13 protein-coding genes are annotated in these 18,769 nt (G+C 72.3%); 1 reads left to right on the top strand and 12 read right to left on the bottom strand.

Annotated elements, in window-relative coordinates:
- Positions 1-2: 2 nt before the first annotated feature.
- The 11 genes from ACFQ7Q_RS18500 to ACFQ7Q_RS18450 all read right to left on the bottom strand — a co-directional run bounded on the left by ACFQ7Q_RS18500 (position 3) and on the right by ACFQ7Q_RS18450 (position 14,805).
- On the bottom strand, positions 3-2,474 hold the full coding sequence (locus ACFQ7Q_RS18500) for a tetratricopeptide repeat protein (protein WP_383556170.1): 2,472 nt from the start codon (positions 2,472-2,474) through the stop codon (positions 3-5).
- 41 nt (positions 2,475-2,515) lie between these two features.
- The gene (locus tag ACFQ7Q_RS18495) at positions 2,516-3,793 is read right to left on the bottom strand and encodes a hypothetical protein (RefSeq protein ID WP_383556102.1); all 1,278 of its coding nucleotides are present in this window, start codon (positions 3,791-3,793) and stop codon (positions 2,516-2,518) included.
- A 3-nt stretch (positions 3,794-3,796) separates the two neighbouring features.
- On the bottom strand, positions 3,797-4,876 hold the full coding sequence (locus ACFQ7Q_RS18490) for a glutamate ABC transporter substrate-binding protein (protein WP_383556100.1): 1,080 nt from the start codon (positions 4,874-4,876) through the stop codon (positions 3,797-3,799).
- Between the two features lie 11 nt (positions 4,877-4,887).
- On the bottom strand, positions 4,888-6,309 hold the full coding sequence (locus ACFQ7Q_RS18485) for a hypothetical protein (protein ID WP_383556098.1): 1,422 nt from the start codon (positions 6,307-6,309) through the stop codon (positions 4,888-4,890).
- Positions 6,310-6,544: 235 nt separating this feature from the next.
- Positions 6,545-7,528, bottom strand: a complete 984-nt coding sequence (locus tag ACFQ7Q_RS18480; RefSeq protein ID WP_383556168.1) for an N-acetylglucosamine kinase — start codon at positions 7,526-7,528, stop codon at positions 6,545-6,547.
- A complete protein-coding gene (locus ACFQ7Q_RS18475) occupies positions 7,525-8,790 on the bottom strand; it encodes a 6-phospho-beta-glucosidase (RefSeq protein WP_383556096.1) in 1,266 nt (421 codons plus the stop codon). Before ACFQ7Q_RS18475 ends, ACFQ7Q_RS18480 begins: the two co-directional genes overlap by 4 nt.
- Before the next feature lie 8 nt (positions 8,791-8,798).
- Complete coding sequence (locus ACFQ7Q_RS18470) at positions 8,799-9,683, bottom strand: carbohydrate ABC transporter permease (RefSeq protein ID WP_383556093.1); 885 nt, start codon at positions 9,681-9,683, stop codon at positions 8,799-8,801.
- A gap of 3 nt (positions 9,684-9,686) precedes the next feature.
- Complete coding sequence (locus tag ACFQ7Q_RS18465; protein WP_383556166.1) at positions 9,687-10,568, bottom strand: carbohydrate ABC transporter permease; 882 nt, start codon at positions 10,566-10,568, stop codon at positions 9,687-9,689.
- 136 nt (positions 10,569-10,704) lie between these two features.
- Positions 10,705-12,042 (bottom strand): ABC transporter substrate-binding protein, encoded by a 1,338-nt coding sequence (locus ACFQ7Q_RS18460; protein WP_383556090.1) that lies wholly within the window; start codon positions 12,040-12,042, stop codon positions 10,705-10,707.
- Between the two features lie 233 nt (positions 12,043-12,275).
- Positions 12,276-13,490, bottom strand: a complete 1,215-nt coding sequence (locus ACFQ7Q_RS18455; protein ID WP_383556087.1) for an ROK family protein — start codon at positions 13,488-13,490, stop codon at positions 12,276-12,278.
- A 220-nt stretch (positions 13,491-13,710) separates the two neighbouring features.
- On the bottom strand, positions 13,711-14,805 hold the full coding sequence (locus ACFQ7Q_RS18450; protein WP_383556085.1) for a mechanosensitive ion channel family protein: 1,095 nt from the start codon (positions 14,803-14,805) through the stop codon (positions 13,711-13,713).
- Between the two features lie 214 nt (positions 14,806-15,019).
- Between ACFQ7Q_RS18450 and ACFQ7Q_RS18445 the strand changes: the two genes are divergently transcribed.
- Positions 15,020-15,583 carry an HNH endonuclease gene (locus tag ACFQ7Q_RS18445; RefSeq protein ID WP_329120506.1) on the top strand — a complete coding sequence of 188 codons (564 nt, stop codon included), beginning with the start codon at positions 15,020-15,022 and terminating at the stop codon, positions 15,581-15,583.
- A gap of 41 nt (positions 15,584-15,624) precedes the next feature.
- Here the strand turns inward: ACFQ7Q_RS18445 and ACFQ7Q_RS18440 are convergent, their stop codons facing one another.
- Positions 15,625-18,609 carry a beta-N-acetylglucosaminidase domain-containing protein gene (locus ACFQ7Q_RS18440; protein ID WP_383556081.1) on the bottom strand — a complete coding sequence of 995 codons (2,985 nt, stop codon included), beginning with the start codon at positions 18,607-18,609 and terminating at the stop codon, positions 15,625-15,627.
- Positions 18,610-18,769: the final 160 nt, after the last annotated feature.

Here is an 18,769-nt window from a genome sequence, read left to right as displayed (position 1 = left end):
ACTCACACCCACGTCCTGGGGCGGAAACGGTTGGCCCGCTCCACCAGTTCGATCCTCTCCTCGCCCCGCTGAGCGAGCCGGGCGAGCACCCGGTACGAGCGTTCGAGGCCGAAGCGCAGTCCGCGCTCGTCCAGTTCGCTGCCGAGCAGCAGTGCGCCGCCGGGACCCGCTCCGGGACTTCCGGAGAGTACCCAGTCGAGCGCCGTGCCGAGGACCTCCGTCGACAACTGCTCCCGGCGCACCGCGTCCAGACCGAAGCCCTGGAGCGCGGAGACCTGCGTCGCCGCCGCCGTCAGATCCGCGCCGAGAGGCTCGTTCGGCGGCCGTCGCCGCAGCCGGGCCCGCACGGCGGCGACCCGGGCCGCGGTGTAGTGGATCGACGCCTCCGGCACGGACTCCAGGGTCCGTACGGCTCCCGTGCGGTCACCGGCCGCCAGCTGCACCCGGGCGAGCCCGAACGCGGCGCTGACGAAACTCGGGTCGGTCGCCCACACCAGGCGGTAGTACTCCGCCGCGTTGTCCAGCTGGCCGAGGACCTCCGCGCAGATGCCGAGGGCCAGCTTGGGCGCGGGCTCCCCGGGAAACGCGTCGTAGACCGCGTCGAAGGACAGCGCCGCGTTCTCGTGGTCGCCGGTCACCAGGGAGGTGAGACCGCGGTACCAGACCACCCGCCAGTCGTCCGGGACCTGCTCCTCCAGAGTGGTGAGCGCGCGCCCGGCGGAGCCCAGGTCGCCCATCTCCAGGCGGGCCCGCAGCTCGCGCAGCCGCAGCTCCAGGGAGGGCGCGGGAGCGTGGTGCAGGGCGCTGATCAGCTCGGCGGGCGCCGAGGCCATCAGTCCGGCGAGGAAGCCGGCGTTCGGGTCCCCCGGGTCCACCCGCGGGACGGGCAGCGCGAGCGACGTGGCCCGCCCGTCCAGGGGCGTGAGCAGCGGACCGGCGCCGACCCTCCCGGCCACCGCCCCGACCGCCCCGGCGGATCCGGCCACCGCACCGGCGCCCGTGCCCGGCGGCAGAGCCTTGCGGCCGCGCCGCGTCTGCCGGGCGCCCAGGGCCGACACGTCCTCCGTCAGCTCCGCGAACAACTGCGTGTCCGTGACCCGCAGTTCCGTGCCGAACAGCGTCGAGAGCGCCGGACGCGGCCGACCCGACTGGAGGGCGACGACCTCACGCAGCACCCCGGTCAGCTGCTCCGCCATCTCCTGCGCGGAGGAGAACCGGCGGGCCGGGTCGGGGTCCGTCGCACGCACCAGGAGCCGGTAGAACGACTCGTACGTCCGGAACACCTCGATGTGGTCCGGCTCGGGCAGCGAGTCGACGAAGACGTTGGTGTAGCCCTGGAAGTCGAAGGTCAGCACGGCCAGCGTGCGCGCCACCGTGTAGAGGTCGCTCGCCACCGACGGGCCGACCTCGGCCACCTCGGGCGCCTGGTAGCCGACCGTGCCGTAGATCGCGGACTCGTCGTCGTCCATCCTGCGGACCGCGCCCATGTCGATCAGCTTGAGCTGGTCCTCGGACTGGATCGCGTTGTCGACCTTGAAGTCGCAGTACAGCAGGTTCCGGCTGTGCAGGTGTCCGAGCGCCTCCAGCGCCTCGATGCCGTACGCGCAGGCCTGCTCCACCGGCAGCGGATCGCGCCGGCCGTCCGCCGTCCTGCGGTCGTTGGCGATCTCCTTGAGCGACTTGCCGCCGACGTACTCCATGACGATGTAGCCGTCCATGGAGCCGGTGCGCTGGTCGAGGTGCTCGACGAAGTTGTAGATCCGGACGATGTTGGAGTGCTCGATCTCCGCGAGGAAGCGGCGCTCGGAGATCGCCGCCGCCATCGCGTCCTGGTCGCCGGTGTCGAGCAGGCCCTTGAGCACCACCCAGCGGTCGGAGACCGCCCGGTCGACGGCGAGATAGATCCAGCCGAGGCCGCCGTGCGCGAGACAGCCCGCGACCTCGTACTGCCCGTGCACGATGTCGCCGCCGCGCAGCTTCGGCACGAAGGAGTACGGGTGACCGCACTTGGTGCAGAAGCCCTCCGTGCGGCCCGGCCGGTCACCGCGCGAACGGCCCACCGGCGCCCCGCAGTCCGAGCGGGAGCAGAATCGCTTCCGCTCGGGAACCTCGGGGTTCTCCATCACCGCGGCGCGCGGGTCCGGACGTGGCACCTCCGGAATCGAGACCAGGCCGGCGCCCAGCCGGTTCCGCCCGGACTGCGCCGCCGACGCGCCCGAACTGCGCACCGAGACCGAACGGCTGCTGCTCCCGCCCGACAGCGAACGCGAGAGCCGCCCGGAGACCGAACGACGGGAGGTGGACGAGCGGGAGGAACGCGAGGAGCTGCGGGAGGACGCGCGCGAACTCGACCGGGACGAGGCCGACCCCTTGCCGGGCACGGCCATCCCGGTCGGATTGGCCTGGAGCATTCCGCCCTCGGCCACGACCGGCGCGAGCCCGCAGGTGTCGCAGTACAGCTCGCCGCTGCCCATGTCCTCGTACGATCCCTCGCACGAGGGACGCTGACAGGTGCTCACCACTGACTCCCCCTGGCATCTCTGGGTCCGGACAGGACCTCCGCCGCGGCCTGCTGGTACCGCAGCACCGCCTGCTCGGCGACCCGCAGGTCGCACGGCGCGCTCCACAGCATCCGGCGAGCCGCGTCGTACCGCTCGATCAGCAGCGGATCCTCGGCCGCGCCCAGGCGGGCGACCTTCGCCTTGTACGCGTCGAGCCGGCCGCGCAGCTCGGCGCGGACCGCCAGCGGTGCGGTGACGGCGGTCAAGGACTCACGGGCGCGCAGCAGTTCGTCCTCGGCCTCCCGCTCCAGGGACTCCAGGAGCGGGGAGAGCCGGTGCCACTGGGCGTGCCTGCGGTACTCGGCGGCGGTCGAGAGCCGCTCCTGGAGGACCGTCGGCGGGCCGCTGACGGCCGGCACCTCGGAGGCCGCGATCTTGGCGAGGACCTCACCGCGCGCCGCCCGGGCCTCGGCCAGTGTCCGGTCGGCCCGCGAGAGCACGTCCCGCAGCCGCAGCAGGCGGTCCTCGGAGTCCTGCCGGACCGCGAGGACCGCCTCGATCTCCCGCCGGATGTCCTCAAGGGCCCGTGCCGCCCGGTCGTACCGCTCGGTGTCCGGCCGTCCGCCGCCGGGCGCCGAACTGCCCGCCGCGGGACGCCAGAAGGTCAGCGGATCGGTGACGACCTCGGCGCGCAGCGCGGTCAGCTCGGCCGTGATGGACTCCAGCTCGTCGCCGGCCGGGTGCTCCCCGGGCCGTACGCCGACCGAGTGCGCCAGCGAGCGCGTCCGCCCCAGCTCGGCGGCGAGGAGGTCTATCCGGGCGGGCAGCGCGGACCAGACGGCGTCGGCGGTCACGACCATGTCGAGCGAGGACGCGTACAGCTCGTTCATCCGCCGTACCAGCGCCTCCAGCGTGAACCGTTCGGAGAGCAGGGCCTGCTGCTGCGCCCCGCCCGCGACGACGACGCTCTCGCCGCGCAGCCGCTCGGTCAGCTCCTCCAGGTCCTCCCGACTGGACCAGCGCCGCCGCGCCCGCAGGTCACGGGCTTCGCTCAGCGCGCCGGTGTACGCGTCGAAGTACGTCCAGAGCAGGGTGATCGTCCGCTCGGTGGACTGCCAGCGGTCCCGGGTCGTGCCGGTCAGCTCCGCGCCTTCCAGCAGCCTGCGGCCCGCGTGGTCCTGGAGAGCGAGGAGCGAGTCCTCGACCGCCTTGTGCTCCGCGCCGAGCCGCGCCAGCGCACGGTCCACCTCGTCCCGGTCCATCACCGGCCCGGGGGTGCCCGCGACGCCCATCGATCACCTCTCGCTCTGCTTGTACTTCGGTGCGGGCGGCCCGGATATCCCGGGCAGGTCCGCCTTCAGCCACTTGTCGTACGCCGTCTTCCAGGCGCCCTGGCGGTACTGCACGAGGACCTGGTTGACCCGGCGGACCAGGTCGTCGTTGCCGAGCTTGGCGGCGACTCCGTAGTACTCGGTGGTGAACGGCTTGCCCTTGAGCTCGACCGCCGGGTCCTGCGCGGCCTGGCCGGCCCCCAGCGCGTTGTCCGTGAGGACGGCGTCCACCTCGCCCAGCTGGAGCCGCGCCAGGCAGTCCAGCTGGTTGGGGACGGTCAGCAGGTCCTTGTCGGCCTTGGTGCCGTCCGCCTCGTCCTTGAACGTCGCGCCGAAGGCGTTCTGCTCCAGGGCCTCGTAGGCGGTGGAGCCCTCGGCCGTGCAGACCCGCTTGCCGCCGAGCGAGGAGTCGTACCCCGTGATCGTGGAGCCCTTGGGCGCGAGGATCTGCTGGCCGACCTGGAAGTAGGCGGTGGAGAAGGCGACCTGCTCGATCCGCTTGCAGTTGATCGTCATCGTCCGCACGACGAGGTCGACCTTGCCGCTCTCCAGGGCCGCGATCCGCTGATTGGTGGGGATGGCCCGAAAGATGATGTCGTTCTCGCTGCCGAGGACGTCCTTGGCGATCGCCTTCGCCAGGTCGATGTCGAAGCCTTCGAGGGTGCGCTCCTCGGCGTTGCGATAGCCCCAGCGGAAGCTGTTCTGGTCGACGCCGACGACGAGCTTCCCCCGGGCCTTGATCGCCGCGATCGAGGGGCCGTCGGCGCTCGACGGGGTGAGGGAGGCTTCCGGGTTCTCGCAGGTGTCCGCCTTCACGGGCATGCCGATGCCCACGCCCGGCCCGGTCACCTCGGTCACTCCGGAGTCGCCGCGGGCGCTGTGGGTGAGGGGCAGCAGGGTCAGCGAGGCGGTCAGACCGCACGCCACGGCCATGGCCGCGACCCCGCCCCAGCCGCGCAGCCGCCCGAGGGGCCGGCTGCCGAGGAGACGTCCGCGGAGCCCGGCCGGGCCGCGCATCCTCGCGCCGTCGACGCCGTTCCGCATCCCGCCCCCTCTCACCGGTACTCCGACAGCCTGCGGTTGATGCCCACGATCGCACCCGCCGCGCCGAGCACACCGAGCGCGGCGGCGCCCAGCGGGAGCCCGGTCAGAGCGCCCCGGCCGCCCTCGGCGGCGCTGGTGAACTCGGACTGCTCGTGAGCCAGAGCCTTCTTCAGGGCGGCGTCGACCTGGTCGAACGACTGCCCGGTGGTCTTGTCGGGGCCGACGACCCGGAGCCGCGCTCCCTCGAAGTCGCCCGCGTCGTCCTTGGCGCGGGCGTCCTTGTGCCGGTCCTTCCACTCGGCGGTGCGCTCCGCCACGGTGGCCAGCGGGTCGCGCCCGGCATCGTCGTCCGCCAGCTCCCGGGCCTGGGCGAGCGCGTCGGTCAGCGCGGTCATGCTGCTCGTGTAGTCCGTCTCGTACTTGTCGTTCTTGCCGTCCTCGGTGAGGACGGCGCCGCGCGCGACCAGCGTCAGGTTCTCGTTGGCCCGCGCCTTCAGGGAGCTGATCCGGGCGGCGTTGAGGACCTGGAGCGAGCTCTGCCCGTGCTCGCGGGCGTCATGGAGACCGGCGCGTGCGACGGTGTGCGCCGCCGCCATCCAGAGCAGCACGACCACGGAGGCGGCCGTGGCGGCGAGCAGCCCGTGGTTGAACACCCGGTTCGTCAGGGCGTAGTTGCGCCGCTGGGCCAGGACCAGGACGGCGAGGGCGAGGATGCCGAGCGCGAGGGAGAGATAGGGCCAGTCGCGGGCGTCCTCGTCGTCCTGCTGGAGGCGCGCGGTCTCCGCCTCGTACAGCCGCTCGGCGGCGGGCAGCAGCTCGCTGGTCATCTGCTTGTTGGCGTACCGCAGATAGGCCCCGCCGAGCGGCAGGCCCTGCCGGTTGGCGGCGCGGGCCCGCTCGATCAGGCCGGTGTAGCGGGGGAGCTGCTCGTTGAGCGCGGCGATCTCGCGGGCCGACTCGGTCGAACCCTCGGTGCTCGCCGCGGCCTTGACCAGGAGGCGGGAGGCGGTCCTGATGTCGTCGGCGTACCGCTTCTGGACGTCCGCGGGCTCCTGCGCGCCGGCCAGGAAGGCGCTGGCCGCGGCCGTGTCGGCATCGGCGAGCGAGCGGTAGATGTCGGCGGCGTCGGCGCTCAGCGGCTGGCTCCGGCTCACCACGTCGTCGGCGGAGGAGGCCCGGTCGGCGACCTCGAAGGCGGTGACGCCCCCGAACGCGACGACCAGCAGGGCCAGTACGGCTCCGAGGATCTGCAGCCGTCCGGGCTCGGTCGTGGCGGCCCGGCGCAGTCGCTCCTTCACCTCGCCCCAGGCGCTCGGACCGGCGGGAGGCGGGGTGACGGGGGGCACGGACGGCTGCGCGGGAACGCCCGGTCCCGGCTGCGCCGGGGCGGTGCCCGGTGCCGAGGCGGCGGGCGCATTCGGCGGGTATGTCAACGTGGCCTCCCCCTCGGTCGATGACGACTCCCCGGAGGGCAGTATGGCCTCAGGGGCCCCACCCGCACACCAGGAATGACGCGATCTTGTTCCTATCGTGCCTCACGTCCGCGCCACCCCCGTAGGCGAACCCCCTGCTATGAATACGCCTCCCGGCCGAAATCGGTTCCACCACGCGGGAGTGAACACGATCGCAGGGGGCGCCCCGAAGGACGCCCCCGCCGGTCGTGTGGACTCACGCGCCGTAGTGCTCCCGCAGTCGCGCGGCCGCCTGGGGACCGTCCCCCCGCTCGTCGAGCGCGAACAGCCCCGCGCCCAGCACCGGCGGCGCGGTCACGACCCCGATCACGGCCTTCGGCGCCTTCACGGCCAGCAGTTCGGCGATCCGGGTGTCCACCTCCGGGTGCCGCGCGGCCAGCACGCTGCCCCCCAGCAGCACCGGCACCTCCTCGTCGAGCAGCCCGAGGCGCCCGAGGGCGACCGTCGACAGCGCGACGACCTCCTCCGCGAGCCGGTGCACCAGCGACCGGGCGATCACGTCGCCCGCCGCGCTCGTACGGAACAACACGGGCGTCAGCTCGTGCCGACGCTCGACAGGGACACGGCCCAGGTGCAGCGCCTCGATCAGCGCGTACATGGACGGCAGTCCGAAGTGCGCGGGCAACTCCCTGGCCAGGGCGGTCGGTTCACCCCGCCCGTCCTCCGCGCGGGCGGCGAACCAGAGAGCCTCCTCGGCGAGTCCGCTGCCGCCTCCCCAGTCGCCGGAGATCTTCCCGACGGCGGGGAAGCGGGCGGTACGGCCGTCCGGCACCATGCCGACACAGTTGATGCCCGCCCCGCACACCACGGCGACGCCCCGCGGCTCGTCGACCCCGGCGCGCAGGATGGCGAAGGTGTCGTTGCGGACACGGATCGAACGGCTCCACCGCCGCGCGTACAGGGCCTTCTCCAGCTCCTGCTCCTCCACCGCCAGATCGGCGTTGGCGAGGCAGGCGGAGACGTGCGAGAACGCCGGCGGGGAGTCGGCGCCGCCGGCCTCCGCCCAGGCCCTTCCGACCGCCTCCGCGAGGGTGTCCACGGCCGCCTCGACCCCGACGACCGGGGGCTGGAAGCCGCCGCCGCGCGCCGAGCCGAGCACCCTCCCGTCCGTCCCGACCACCGCGACGTCCGTCTTGCTGTTCCCGGCGTCGATCGCGAGGAGCGACCCGTTCGGCTTCACGCCCACGCGAGGTGCTCCCGGTTGTGCGCGATCAGCCGGTCGGTGAGCCCGTCGGCGTAGGCGTACTGGCCCACCAGGGGGTGTGCGAGCAGTGCCCGGAATACCCGCTCGCGGCCGCCGCGCAGCGCCGCCTCCAGGGCCAGGTCCTCGTACGCGGTCACGTTCGCGATCAGCCCGGCGTACAGCGGGTCGAGCGGGGCGACCGGCAGCGGTGAGGCGCCCTGCGGACCCACCGCCGCCTGCACCTCGATCACGGCGTCGTCCGGCAGGAACGACAGCGTGCCGTTGTTGTACGTGTTCACCACCTGGTACGGCGAACCCCCGGCGCCCAGGAGGGAGGCGGCGAGGTCCACGGCGGCCTCCGAGTAGAAGGCGCCGCCGCGCTTGGCGAGCAGCGCGGGCTTCTCGTCGAGCGCCGGGTCCCCGTACATCTCCAGGAGTTCCTTCTCCATCGCGGCGACCTCGGCGGCCCGCGAGGGCTTGGAGCCGAGCTCCCGCACGACCTCGTCGTGCGCGTAGAAGTACCGCAGGTAGTACGAGGGGACGACGCCGAGCCGGTCCACGATCGAGTGCGGCAGACGGAGGTCGCCGGCGATGGCCTCGCCGTGCTCGGCGAGCAGCCGGGGCAGGACGTTCTCGCCCTCGGGCCCGCCGAGGCGGACGGCCGTCTCCCAGGTCAGGTGGTTGAGCCCCACGTGGCCGAGATGGATGTCGGCGGGTGCCACGTCGAGCATCGCGGCGAACTTCCGCTGGAAGCCGATGGCCACGTTGCACAGTCCGACGGCCCTGTGGCCGGCCTGGAGCAGGGCGCGCGTGACGATGCCGACGGGGTTGGTGAAGTCGATGATCCAGGCGTCCGGGTTGGTCCGCCGGACCCGCTCGGCGATGTCCAGGACCACCGGCACGGTCCGCAGCGCCTTGGCGAGCCCGCCGGCGCCGGTGGTCTCCTGCCCGACGCAGCCGCACTCCAGCGGCCAGGTCTCGTCCTGGTTCCGGGCGGCCTGCCCGCCGACCCGCAGCTGGAGCAGCACGGCGTCCGCGCCCTCCACCCCGGCGTCGACGTCGGAGGTGGTGACGATCTTCCCGTCGTGGCCCTGCCTGGCGAAGATCCTCCGGGCGAGGCCGCCGACCAGCTCCAGCCGGTCGGCGGCCGGGTCGATCAGGACGAGTTCGGTGATGGGCAGGGTGTCGCGCAACCGCGCGAATCCGTCGATCAGTTCGGGGGTGTAGGTGGAACCGCCCCCCACGACAGCGAGCTTCATTTCGTCGGTCAGCCCTTCACTCCGGTCAGTGTGACTCCCTCGACGAACGCCTTCTGGGCGAAGAAGAACACGAGGATCACAGGGGCCATGACCAGTACGGTCGCGGCCATGGTCAGGTTCCAGTCGGTGTGGTGCGCGCCCTTGAAGGACTCCAGGCCGTAGCTGAGCGTCCAGGCCCCGGGGTTCTCGGAGGCGTAGATCTGCGGCCCGAAGTAGTCGTTCCAGCAGTAGAAGAACTGGAACAGCGCGACGGCGGCGATGCCGGGCTTGGCCATCGGGAGCACGATCCTGAGGAGGGTGCGGAACTCGCCGCACCCGTCGATCCTGGCGGCCTCGATGTACTCGTTCGGGATCGTCAGCAGGAACTGGCGCAGCAGGAAGATCGCGAACGCGTCGCCGAACGCCATCGGGACGATCAGCGGCCACAGCGTGCCGGAGAGGTCCATCTGCTTGGCCCAGAACAGGTACATCGGAATGATGATCACCTGGGGCGGCAGCATCATCATCGAGATGACGAGCAGCAGCGACAGATGCCGGCCGCGGAAGCGGAACTTGGCGAGCGCGTACGCCACCGGGATCGAGGACACCACCACGAGCAGGGTGCCGAGCCCCGCGTACAGCAGGGAGTTCCGCCACCAGGTGAGGAAACCGGGCGTGTCGAGGACCCGGACGTAGTTGTCCCAGTGCCAGGTGTTCGGGGTGAGGTCCCGGGTCAGCGCCTGCTGGTCGCTCATCAGGGACGTCAGGAGGACGAAGACGAAGGGCAGCACGAAGAACAGGGCCGCCGCCGTCCCCAGGGAGTGCACGGCGATCCAGTGCAGCGCCGCCTTGCGGCGGGCGCGCTTCTCGGCGGGACCCGCCACGGGACGGTCGGACGCGGATGCGGTGGTCATGGGTCAGTCACCCGAGCCGATCAGGCCGCCGCGCCTGCGCATCAGCAGCGCGGTGCAGGCCATGGAGAGGGCGAACAGGACGAGCGCCACGACGCATGCGGCGCCGTAGTCGAAGCGGCCGAAGCCGAGGTTGTAGACGAGCTGCGGCAGGGTCAGGGTGGAGTCGTCCGGATATCCCGGCTCGAAGGTCTGGCCGGAGCCGCCCATCACCCCGGAGGCGACCTTCGCCGCCACGATCGGCTGGGTGTAGTACTGCATCGCGCCGATGATCCCGGTGACGACCGCGAAGAGCACGATCGGAGCGATGTTCGGCAGCGTCACGTACCGGAACCGCTGCCAGGCCGAGGCCCCGTCCAGCTCCGCAGCCTCGTACTGCTCCTTCGGTACGTCGAGCAGCGCCGCCATGAAGATGACCATGAGGTCGCCGACGCCCCAGACCGCGAGGACGGTCAGCGCGGGCTTGGCCCAGGCCGCGTCGTTGAACCAGGAGGGCGCCGGGATCCCGACCGCCTCCAGAAGCGAGTTGACCGGCCCCGTGCCCGGGTTGAGCAGGAAGACGAAGGCCAGCGTCGCGGCGACCGGCGGCGCCAGGTACGGCAGATAGAACAGGGTGCGGAAGACGCCGGCGCCCGTCTTGATCCGGGTGATCAGCAGGCCGACGCCGAGGCCGAAGACCACCCGGCAGGAGACCATGACGACGGCCAGCCAAATGGTGTTCTGCATCGCAGGCCAGAACTTCGGCAGGTCCGAGAAGACGTACGTCCAGTTGTCCAGGCCCCGCCAGGTCGGCGGGTTGAGCCCGTCGTACTTCATGAACGAGAAGTACAGGGTCGAGACCAGGGGATAGGCGAAGAAGACGCCGAATCCGACCAGCCAGGGCGACATGAACGCCACGGTGCGAAGCGCGCCTCGCACGCGCTTCGACCGCAGCGTGTGACGCCTGTCCTGGGGGGCGGCGGCCGGACCGGCCGGCCGCTTCGTGGGCAGGGTGTCGGTGCTCATGAGGAGTGCGCCCCGGCCGTCACTTCGCCTGAGCGATGTCGCGGTCGATCTGGGCCGCGGTGTCCTCGAGCCCCTTCTTCAGATCCGGGACCTGGCCCTTCTCGTACTTCTGGGCGAAGTCCTGGAAGGTGTCCTGGTACGTGGAGCCGTTCACGGCGCCGTCGGACGTGGAGGACTCCGGGTGCCGTGCGATGTCCAGGAAGACCTTGAAGCGCTCGTCGACCTTGAGGTTCGGGGACTTCAGGGCCTCCAGGGTGGAGGGGACGTTGCCGATGCCGTTGGCGAAGTTCACCACCGCCTCGGTGTCCATGGTCATGTACTTGACCAGCTCCCAGGCCGCGTTCTGCTTCCTGCTCTGCGGCGCGATGCCGATGATCGTGCCCGAGAGGTAGCCCTTGCCGTACTCGGCCACCTCGTCGTCCGCGACGGGCAGCGGCGCCACGCCGACCTCGAAGCCGACCTTGGCCTCCTTGATGAAGTTCAGCCGCCACTCGCCGTCGAGCTGCATGGCGACCTGACCGGTGTGGAAGGGGTGCTTGGCGCCCCACTCGTCACCGAAGGTGGTGCGGTACCTGTCCAGCTTCGCGAACCCGCCCAGGCCGTCGACCAGCGACTTCTGATAGGTCAGCATCTCGGCGAAGCCCGGGTCCTTGGCGAGGTTCGACTTGCCGTCCGCGTCGAAGTACGTGTGGTCCCACTGCGACATGTAGTGGCTCGGGACGGTCTCGTAGCCGAGGTAGTTCGGCATGAAGCCGAGCCGCTCGTAGCCGTCGCCCTTCTCCTTGGTCAGCTTCTCGGCGACCTCCCTGAACTCCGACCAGGTCTTCGGAGGGGCGGTGATGCCGGCCGCCTTGAAGGCGTCCTTGTTGTAGTAGAGCCCGTACGCGTCGGAGAGCAGCGGCAGCGAGCAGCGCCTGCCCTCGAACTGGGTGTAGTCCTGGAGGACCTTGGAGAAGGTCTTGTCCAGGTCCACCTTGTCCTTCTCCAGGAAGGGCTTCAGGTCCGCGAGCGCGCCGGAGGCGCAGAACTTGCCGACGTTGGACGTGGTGAAGGAGGCGGCCACGTCCGGGCCGTTCGAACCGCCGGCACGCAGCGCCTGGTTGAGCTTGTCGTCGTTGATGTTGCCGACGACCTTCACCTTGATGGTCGGGTGGGCCTTCTCGAAGCGGGCGACGTTGTCCTGGATCGCCTTGACCTCGGAGGGGGCCGACCAGCCGTGCCAGAAGGTGATCGTGGTCTGCGCGTTCGGGTCGTCGCTCGCCTTGTTCTCGGCCGAGCCGGTACAGGCCGAGGCGAGGAGCGCGATCGAGGCGGTGGCGGCGAGCGCGACGGCGGCTCGGCGCGGGCGTACGGGCATGGCGAAGTCTCCCTGTGGCGGAGGGGGTACGGGGGAAGGGGGTACGACGAAGAGAAGGCTGGACGGCGCCGGGTGGTGAGCCGGGTGGTGCGAGCCGGGTTGTGTGAGCCGGGTGGTGCGAGCGGGGTTGGTGCGAGCCGGGTTGGTCGAGCCGGGGTTGTGCGAACCGGGTTGGTCGAGCCGGTTGGTGCGATCCGGGGTGGTGCGAGCCGGGTGGTGTGAGGTCCGCGGTCCTAGCGGGACGTGTCGAAGACCTCGTCGCGGGTGGTGGCGAGGGCGCTTTCCAGGGCCCCGCGCAGGACGGGGCGCCGTGCCACGTCCCCGAGGACGAGCCGGGGCCGGGAGGCGGCGAGCTCGGCCAGCTCGGACTGGACGCGCTCGCGCAGCGGTTCCCCGCCGGCGACGGTCACCTCGCCGGCCAGGACGAGGAGTTCGGGGTCGAGTACGGCGACGAGTGAGGCGAGACCGGTGGCGAGGCGCTCGGCGTACCGGTCGAGGAGCGCCGCGTAGCGGGGGTCGTGGTCGTGGTGGGCGGCGGCGTGGGCGAGCAGCCGGGACGCGGTGGGCACGAAGGGCTGCTCGGGGGTGTCGATGCCGAGCTCCCGGGCGATCCGGGGCACGGACTGGACGCCGGCGAGCTCCTGGAAACCGCCGGAGTTGGCCTTGGTGACCTGCCGTACGAGAGGGGTGCCGGGCACGGGCAGGAAGCCGACCTCGCCGGCGCCGCCGGTGAAGCCGCGGTGGAGCCGGCCGCCGAGGACGAGGGCGGCGCCGAGGCCCTCCTGGTTCCACAGCAGCACGAAGTCCTCGTGGCCCCGGGCGGCGCCCAGGCGCTGCTCGGCGACCGCGGCGAGGTTGACGTCGTTCTCGTACTCGAACGGCATCGGGAGCACCGCCGCCAGCTCCTCCAGCAGCGTGGGGGAGTGCCAGCCGGGCAGATGGGAGGCGTACCGCAGCCGTCCGGTCGCCGGGTCGAAGGCGCCGGGGGTGCCGATGACGAGGCGGTGCACCTCGGCACGGGTGATCCCGGCGTCCTTGGCGGCGCCGTCGAGGGCGGTGGTGACCTGCTGAAGGACGCCCTCCGACGCACGCCCCCGCGTTCCGAGCTCGAACTCGCCGACGACCTCGCCGGTGATGTCGGCGACGGCGGCGCGGATCCGGTGCGGGTTCACATCGAGTCCGGCGGCGAAGGCGGCCCGGGGGTTGAGCTCGTAGAGCTGGGCGCTGGGTCCCGGCCGGCCGGCCGTGGTGCCGGTGGCGAGGACGAGCCCGGCGGCTTCGAGCCGGGCGAGGAGCTGGGATGCGGTCGGCTTGGAGAGGCCGGTGAGCTTGCCGATCCGGGTGCGGGACAGGGTCCCGTGCTCCAGGAGCAGGTCGAGGGCGGCGCGGTCGTTCATGGCCCGCAGGACGCGCGGGGTGCCGGGGGTTCCCGGGGTCGTACCGGCCATCACGATGCACCTGCCCTTCGGCTCTGGAGGGGCCATTGTGCTGCCCCGCCGTCCGCTCTCCCAACTGCACTGTTAGGAAAGTTTCCTATTCGTTGGGAGGACCGTAGGACGGGCGTCACCGGGGCGTCAATACCCCCGCACGCACGACGCCCCCGAAGGCAACCAAAGCGTTACCTGCGGGGGCGTCGCGCGGAGAGGGGTGCTCCTTGTCGTCGGGGTGCTACTTGCTGAGGTCCGGCCTCGGCAGCGGGCTCGCCGCCGCGCCCTGCGGGGAGGTCGGCGAGGCGAAGACCGAGGGAGCCGCCATGCCCGCCGTCGGGTCCGCCGCGGACTCCTCCGCCTGCGCCGGGACACCGCCGACGATACGGATGCCGGCCGCGTCCAGCGCCCGCTTGATCCGCCACCGCAGCTCGCGCTCCACGCCCAGGGCCTTGCCCGGCATCGTCTTCGCCGAGACCCGGATCGTCATGGACTCCAGGAGCACCTCGTTGAGGCCGAGGATCTCCACCGGGCCCCACAGCCGCTCGTTCCAGGGCTCGTCCTTCGCCATGGACGCCGTGGCCTCGTTGATCACCGACTGCACCCGGTCCAGGTCCTCCGTGGGACGCACCGTGACGTCCACCCCGGCCGTCGCCCAGCCCTGGCTGAGGTTGCCGATCCGCTTGATCTCGCCGTTGCGCACGTACCAGATCTCGCCGTTGTCGCCGCGCAGCTTCGTCACCCGCAGGCCGACCTCTATGACCTCGCCGGAGGCCACCCCGGCGTCGACCGAGTCCCCGACGCCGTACTGGTCCTCGAGGATCATGAAGACACCGGAGAGGAAGTCGGTGACCAGGTTCCGGGCGCCGAAACCGATCGCCACACCGGCGACACCCGCGGAGGCCAGCAGCGGCGCCAGGTCGATCTTGAAGGCGCCCAGGATCATCAGCCCCGCCGTGCCCAGGATCAGGAACGACGCCACCGAGCGCAGCACCGAGCCGATCGCCTCCGAGCGCTGTCTGCGCCGCTCGGCGTTGACCAGCAGACCACCGAGCGCCGTGCCCTCCACGGCCTGGGCGGAGCGGTTCATCCGCTCTATGAGCTTGGTCAGGGCGCGGCGGATCGCCATCCGCAGCAGCAGGGCGACGACCAGGATGAGGAGGATGCGGAGACCGGTGTTCAGCCAGGTGGACCAGTTCTCCTCCACCCAGCCCGCGGCGTTCGTCGCCCGCTCCGCGGCCTCGTCGAGGGTGACGGGGACCTCTTGCGGATCGTCGGCGGTCAGCAGGGCGGACCAGGGCACGGAGAACCTCCAGGCGTGGCGTACGCGGAACATCCACACTAACGGGGCATCGGATGTGCTCCTGTTGCCCTGTTCGAGGGAGAGACGGACCTCACGCGGGGATGATCCGGGTGACGATGCCGATGTGGTCGAGAACACCTCAAGCCCGTTACCGGTACGTGGTGGCGCTCCGACCAGGCATGAGGAGAGACTGAGAGCAGTTCGTCCCGGCGCGAGCCACGCGCCGCCGGCGTATTAGGAGGCATCCGTGCCGCATGTCCTGGTCCTCAACGCGTCGTACGAGCCCCTCGGCGTCGTACCGCTCCGCCGCGCGCTCGTCCTCGTCCTCGAGAACAAGGCACTCTGCCTCGAGGAGTCCGGCGCCTTCCTGCACAGCGAGACCCGCGTCATCCCCGCACCCAGTGTGGTCAGGCTGAAGCGGTTCGTGCGGGTCCCCTACCGGGGGCCCGTTCCTCTGACCCGCAGAGCGCTCTTCGCCCGTGACGGCGGACGCTGTATGTACTGCGGTGGCGTCGCAACCAGCGTCGACCACGTCATTCCGCGCAGCCGCGGGGGTACGCACGCCTGGGAGAACGTCGTGGCGGCCTGCCGCCGCTGCAATCACGTCAAGGCCGACCGGCACCTGCGCGAGCTGGGCTGGCGGCTGCGGCACCAACCCGCCCCGCCGACCGGACTGGCGTGGCGCATCATCGGGACCGGACACCGGGATCCACGCTGGCTGCCCTATCTGCAGCCGTACGGCGCGGACGACGTGATGGCCCGGATCGACGCCGTCTCCACCACCCCCGTGGGGGCCGTGAAGACGGGTTGAGCCGGGCCTTCGTCGTACGGGGGCGCCTCGGGGAGGCGCCCCTACTCCGGCTGTCCGGGGTCCTTGGACTCGACCGGCGGGGCCACCGCGTACGTCTCCACCGACCACAGCGAGTAGCCGTACTCCGTCGCCCGCGCGTCGCCCTGGACCCGCAGGAAGCGGGTGTCCGCCGCGTCCATGCGGACGCTCTCCCGTCCGCCGCGCCCGTCGGCGACCGTCGCGGCCGTGCGCCAGGTGCGGCCGTCCGCGGAGACCTGGATGCGGTAGCGGGAGGGGTGCGCGTCCTGCCAGTGCAGGACCACCTGCCCTATCCGGGCCGGCCGGGGGAGCTCCAACTGCCACCATGCGCCGTCGTCGACGGGTGAGGACCAGCGGGTGGCGGGATCGCCGTCCAGCGCCGAGGCGGCCGGGAAGTCGGGCGTCTCGTCGCCGGAGGAGGAGGCCCTCGCGGCGCGCGCCAGGTCGGGGCCCGCCGTGCGGGGGAAGGCCCGGACCGTCAGGACCCGCTCCTCGCCCGCGAACGACACCGGCACCTGGTACGAGCCCGCCGGCACGTCAGGCGCCACCGACACCTCCAGCGGAACGGTCGTGTGCGTGCCGCGCGGCACCCGGGTCTCCTTCGGCAGCCGCACCGTGATCCCCTTCGGGGCCCGCGCCGCGAGCTCCCCGCGCACCTCGTCGGCGCGCCGGCCCGCCACCCGGACGTCCACCCGCTGCACGGGACCGCCGATCTCGGCGTCCGTCTCCTGCCGGGCCAGCTCCAGCTCGGCGCGCGGCTCGTCCGCGAACCAGGGCACCAGGGAGCGCACCTGAGGATCGGCGCCGTCCCACACCACACGGACCGCGTCCGCGCGCAGCCCCTTCACGTTCGCCTGCGTCCAGCCGGACGGGGACACCGGGCCCAGCGACCGCCAGCCCTCGCCGGGGACGTACGCCTCCACGCGGGCCGACTCGGCCGCGCCCGGCTCCGTCATCACCGTCACCGTCTCGACGGGCCGCGAACGCTCCAGCCGCACGGTGTACGCCGCCGGCTCGCGGTCCGCCCGCCGCCCGGTGCCCCGCTCACGGTCCGCGCCGGTCCAGGCCGCCGACTCCTTCGCGGCCCGCGCGAGGAAGGGATCCAGGACGCCGCTGCCGACGGTCACCCCGCTCGCCTTCAGGGCCTCCCGCATCGGCTCCAGCCGCAACTGCGCCTGCCAGGCCGCCGCGCCGTCGCCGCGGGCCTGCGCGAGCAGCATGTCGACCGCCGTCTCTCCGGCGAGTCCGTGCCGGGACAGCTGCTCCAGCCAGGGCCGTACCTCGTCGTCCAGGGTGCCGTCGGCGGTCGACGTCAGCTGCCCGGGCGCCTCGCGCATCACGGTGAACGCGGCCCGCAGTTCGCGTGCCGCCTTCTCCCGCACCGCCGGGTCCGGGCTCGTTCGGCTCCGCCAGAACGCGGCCATCAGCGGCTTCAGGTACGCCGACTCGCCCGACGGGTCGAGGAGCGAGGAGGCGTCGTTGGCGGCCAGGGCGCGCAGCGCCTCGCGGGCCGCCGGGTTCGGCCCGGCCAGCTCGTCGACGGCCGCATGCCAGGACTCCTGCGGCGTGTAACCCTTCGGGTTCCAGGCGTAGTCCGCGGCGGTGAAGAGCGGGATGCGGGAGACCGCCGCCTGCTCCATGGCGTTGGCGAGGAACGCGGCCGAACCCGCGGCCACGGCCGGCTCGCGGCCCATGGACGGGCCGAGGAAGAGCCGGTCACGGGCGTAGTCGTTGACCGGGTAGTTGTCCATGGTGACCAGCGGGTGGCGCAGCGCGTCGCGGGCACCGGCCAGTTCCCGGCCGGAGATCGTCCGGGGGACGGCCCCGACGCCCGTCCAGGCGATCCGCACCCGGTCGTCGAGCGCCTCGGCGAGCGCCGTGCGGTACTTCGTCGCGCCGTCCTGGTAGTACTCCGTCGGCATCAGGGTGAGCGGCTCCGCGTCCGGGTACCGGGCGGCCAGATGCCGGGCCACCGCGCTCGCCACGCGCGCGTGGGCGGAGGCCGCCGCCTCGGGCCCGCGGCCGAAGGTGTCCGCGTCCCTGGAGCAGTGCCACTCGCTGTAGCTGACGTCCTGGAACTGGAGCTGGAACGAGCGCACCCCCAGCGCCCACATGGCGTCGAGCTTGCGCGTGAGTGCCTTCACGTCGTCGTCCGAGGCCAGACACATCGACTGCGCGGGTGCCACGGCCCAGGCGAGGGTCACATGGTTGGCGCGGGCCCGCGCGGCCAGCTCGCGGAAGTCGGCACGCTGCTCCGCCGGGTAGGGCTCGCGCCACTGGGTCTGGCGGTACGGGTCCGCCCCGGGCGCGTAGAGGTAGCGGTTCTGCTTGGTACGGCCCATGAAGTCGAGCTGGGCGAGGCGCTGTTCCTGGCTCCACGGGCGGCCGTAGAAGCCCTCGGTCAGACCGCGTACGGCGGTTCCGGGCCAGTCGCGGACGACGACGCCGGGGACGGTCCGCTCGCCGTCGGAGGTGCCGTCGATCAGCTGACGCAGCGTCTGTACGGCATGGAACAGGCCGTCCTCGCCGACACCGTCCAGGGCGACCGTGTCCCGGCCCTGTACCCGGCCGGTGGCCAGCCGGTACCCGCCGCGCGGCAGGTCGGCGCGCTCGGGCACGCGCAGCGCCCGCAGGGCCTCCGCGGAGGCGGTGAAGCCCACGCGGAGCACGGTCCCGCCCCCCGGCAGGGAGGTGTGGACGGTCCGCACCCCCGCCGCCCGCAGCACCTCGCGCAGTGCGGCGACCGCGTAGGGGTCGGCGTCGGCGTCCGTGAGCAGGGTCACCTCGCCGCCGAGCGGCACCGAAGGGCCCGTGGCCCGCTGGGACTGAGGGCGCGGCCAGACCGCCGTCCCGGGCGACAGCCGCTCTTCGGTGTCGGGAGTGGTGACGGGGGAGCCCGGGAGGGCCGGCGTCGCCTGGGCGAGGCTCGGCACGCTGCCGCCGAGGAAGCCGCCGATCACCGCGGCGGCGACGGCCGACGCGGTCCGCCGTCTGTGCCCGAGGTGCATGGAGGACTCCTCTTCGCCCGTGGGGCTCCCGTGGTCACGAGAGGGTTACGAGCCCACCACCCGCCCGGCTGGGGTGTCAATGCAGGTGGTCGATGTGTCGGGTTTGCCAGGCGGTCTTTCGGCGAGGTGGCGCCCTGACGACAAGTTCCGCCGGTAAAAC

Source organism: Streptomyces sp. NPDC056527, from assembly GCF_042794475.1.
In the GTDB taxonomy this organism is placed as follows: domain Bacteria; phylum Actinomycetota; class Actinomycetes; order Streptomycetales; family Streptomycetaceae; genus Streptomyces.
The sequence above is the reverse complement of the archived record's forward strand: the minus strand, read 5'-3'. Positions and strand labels throughout refer to the sequence as shown.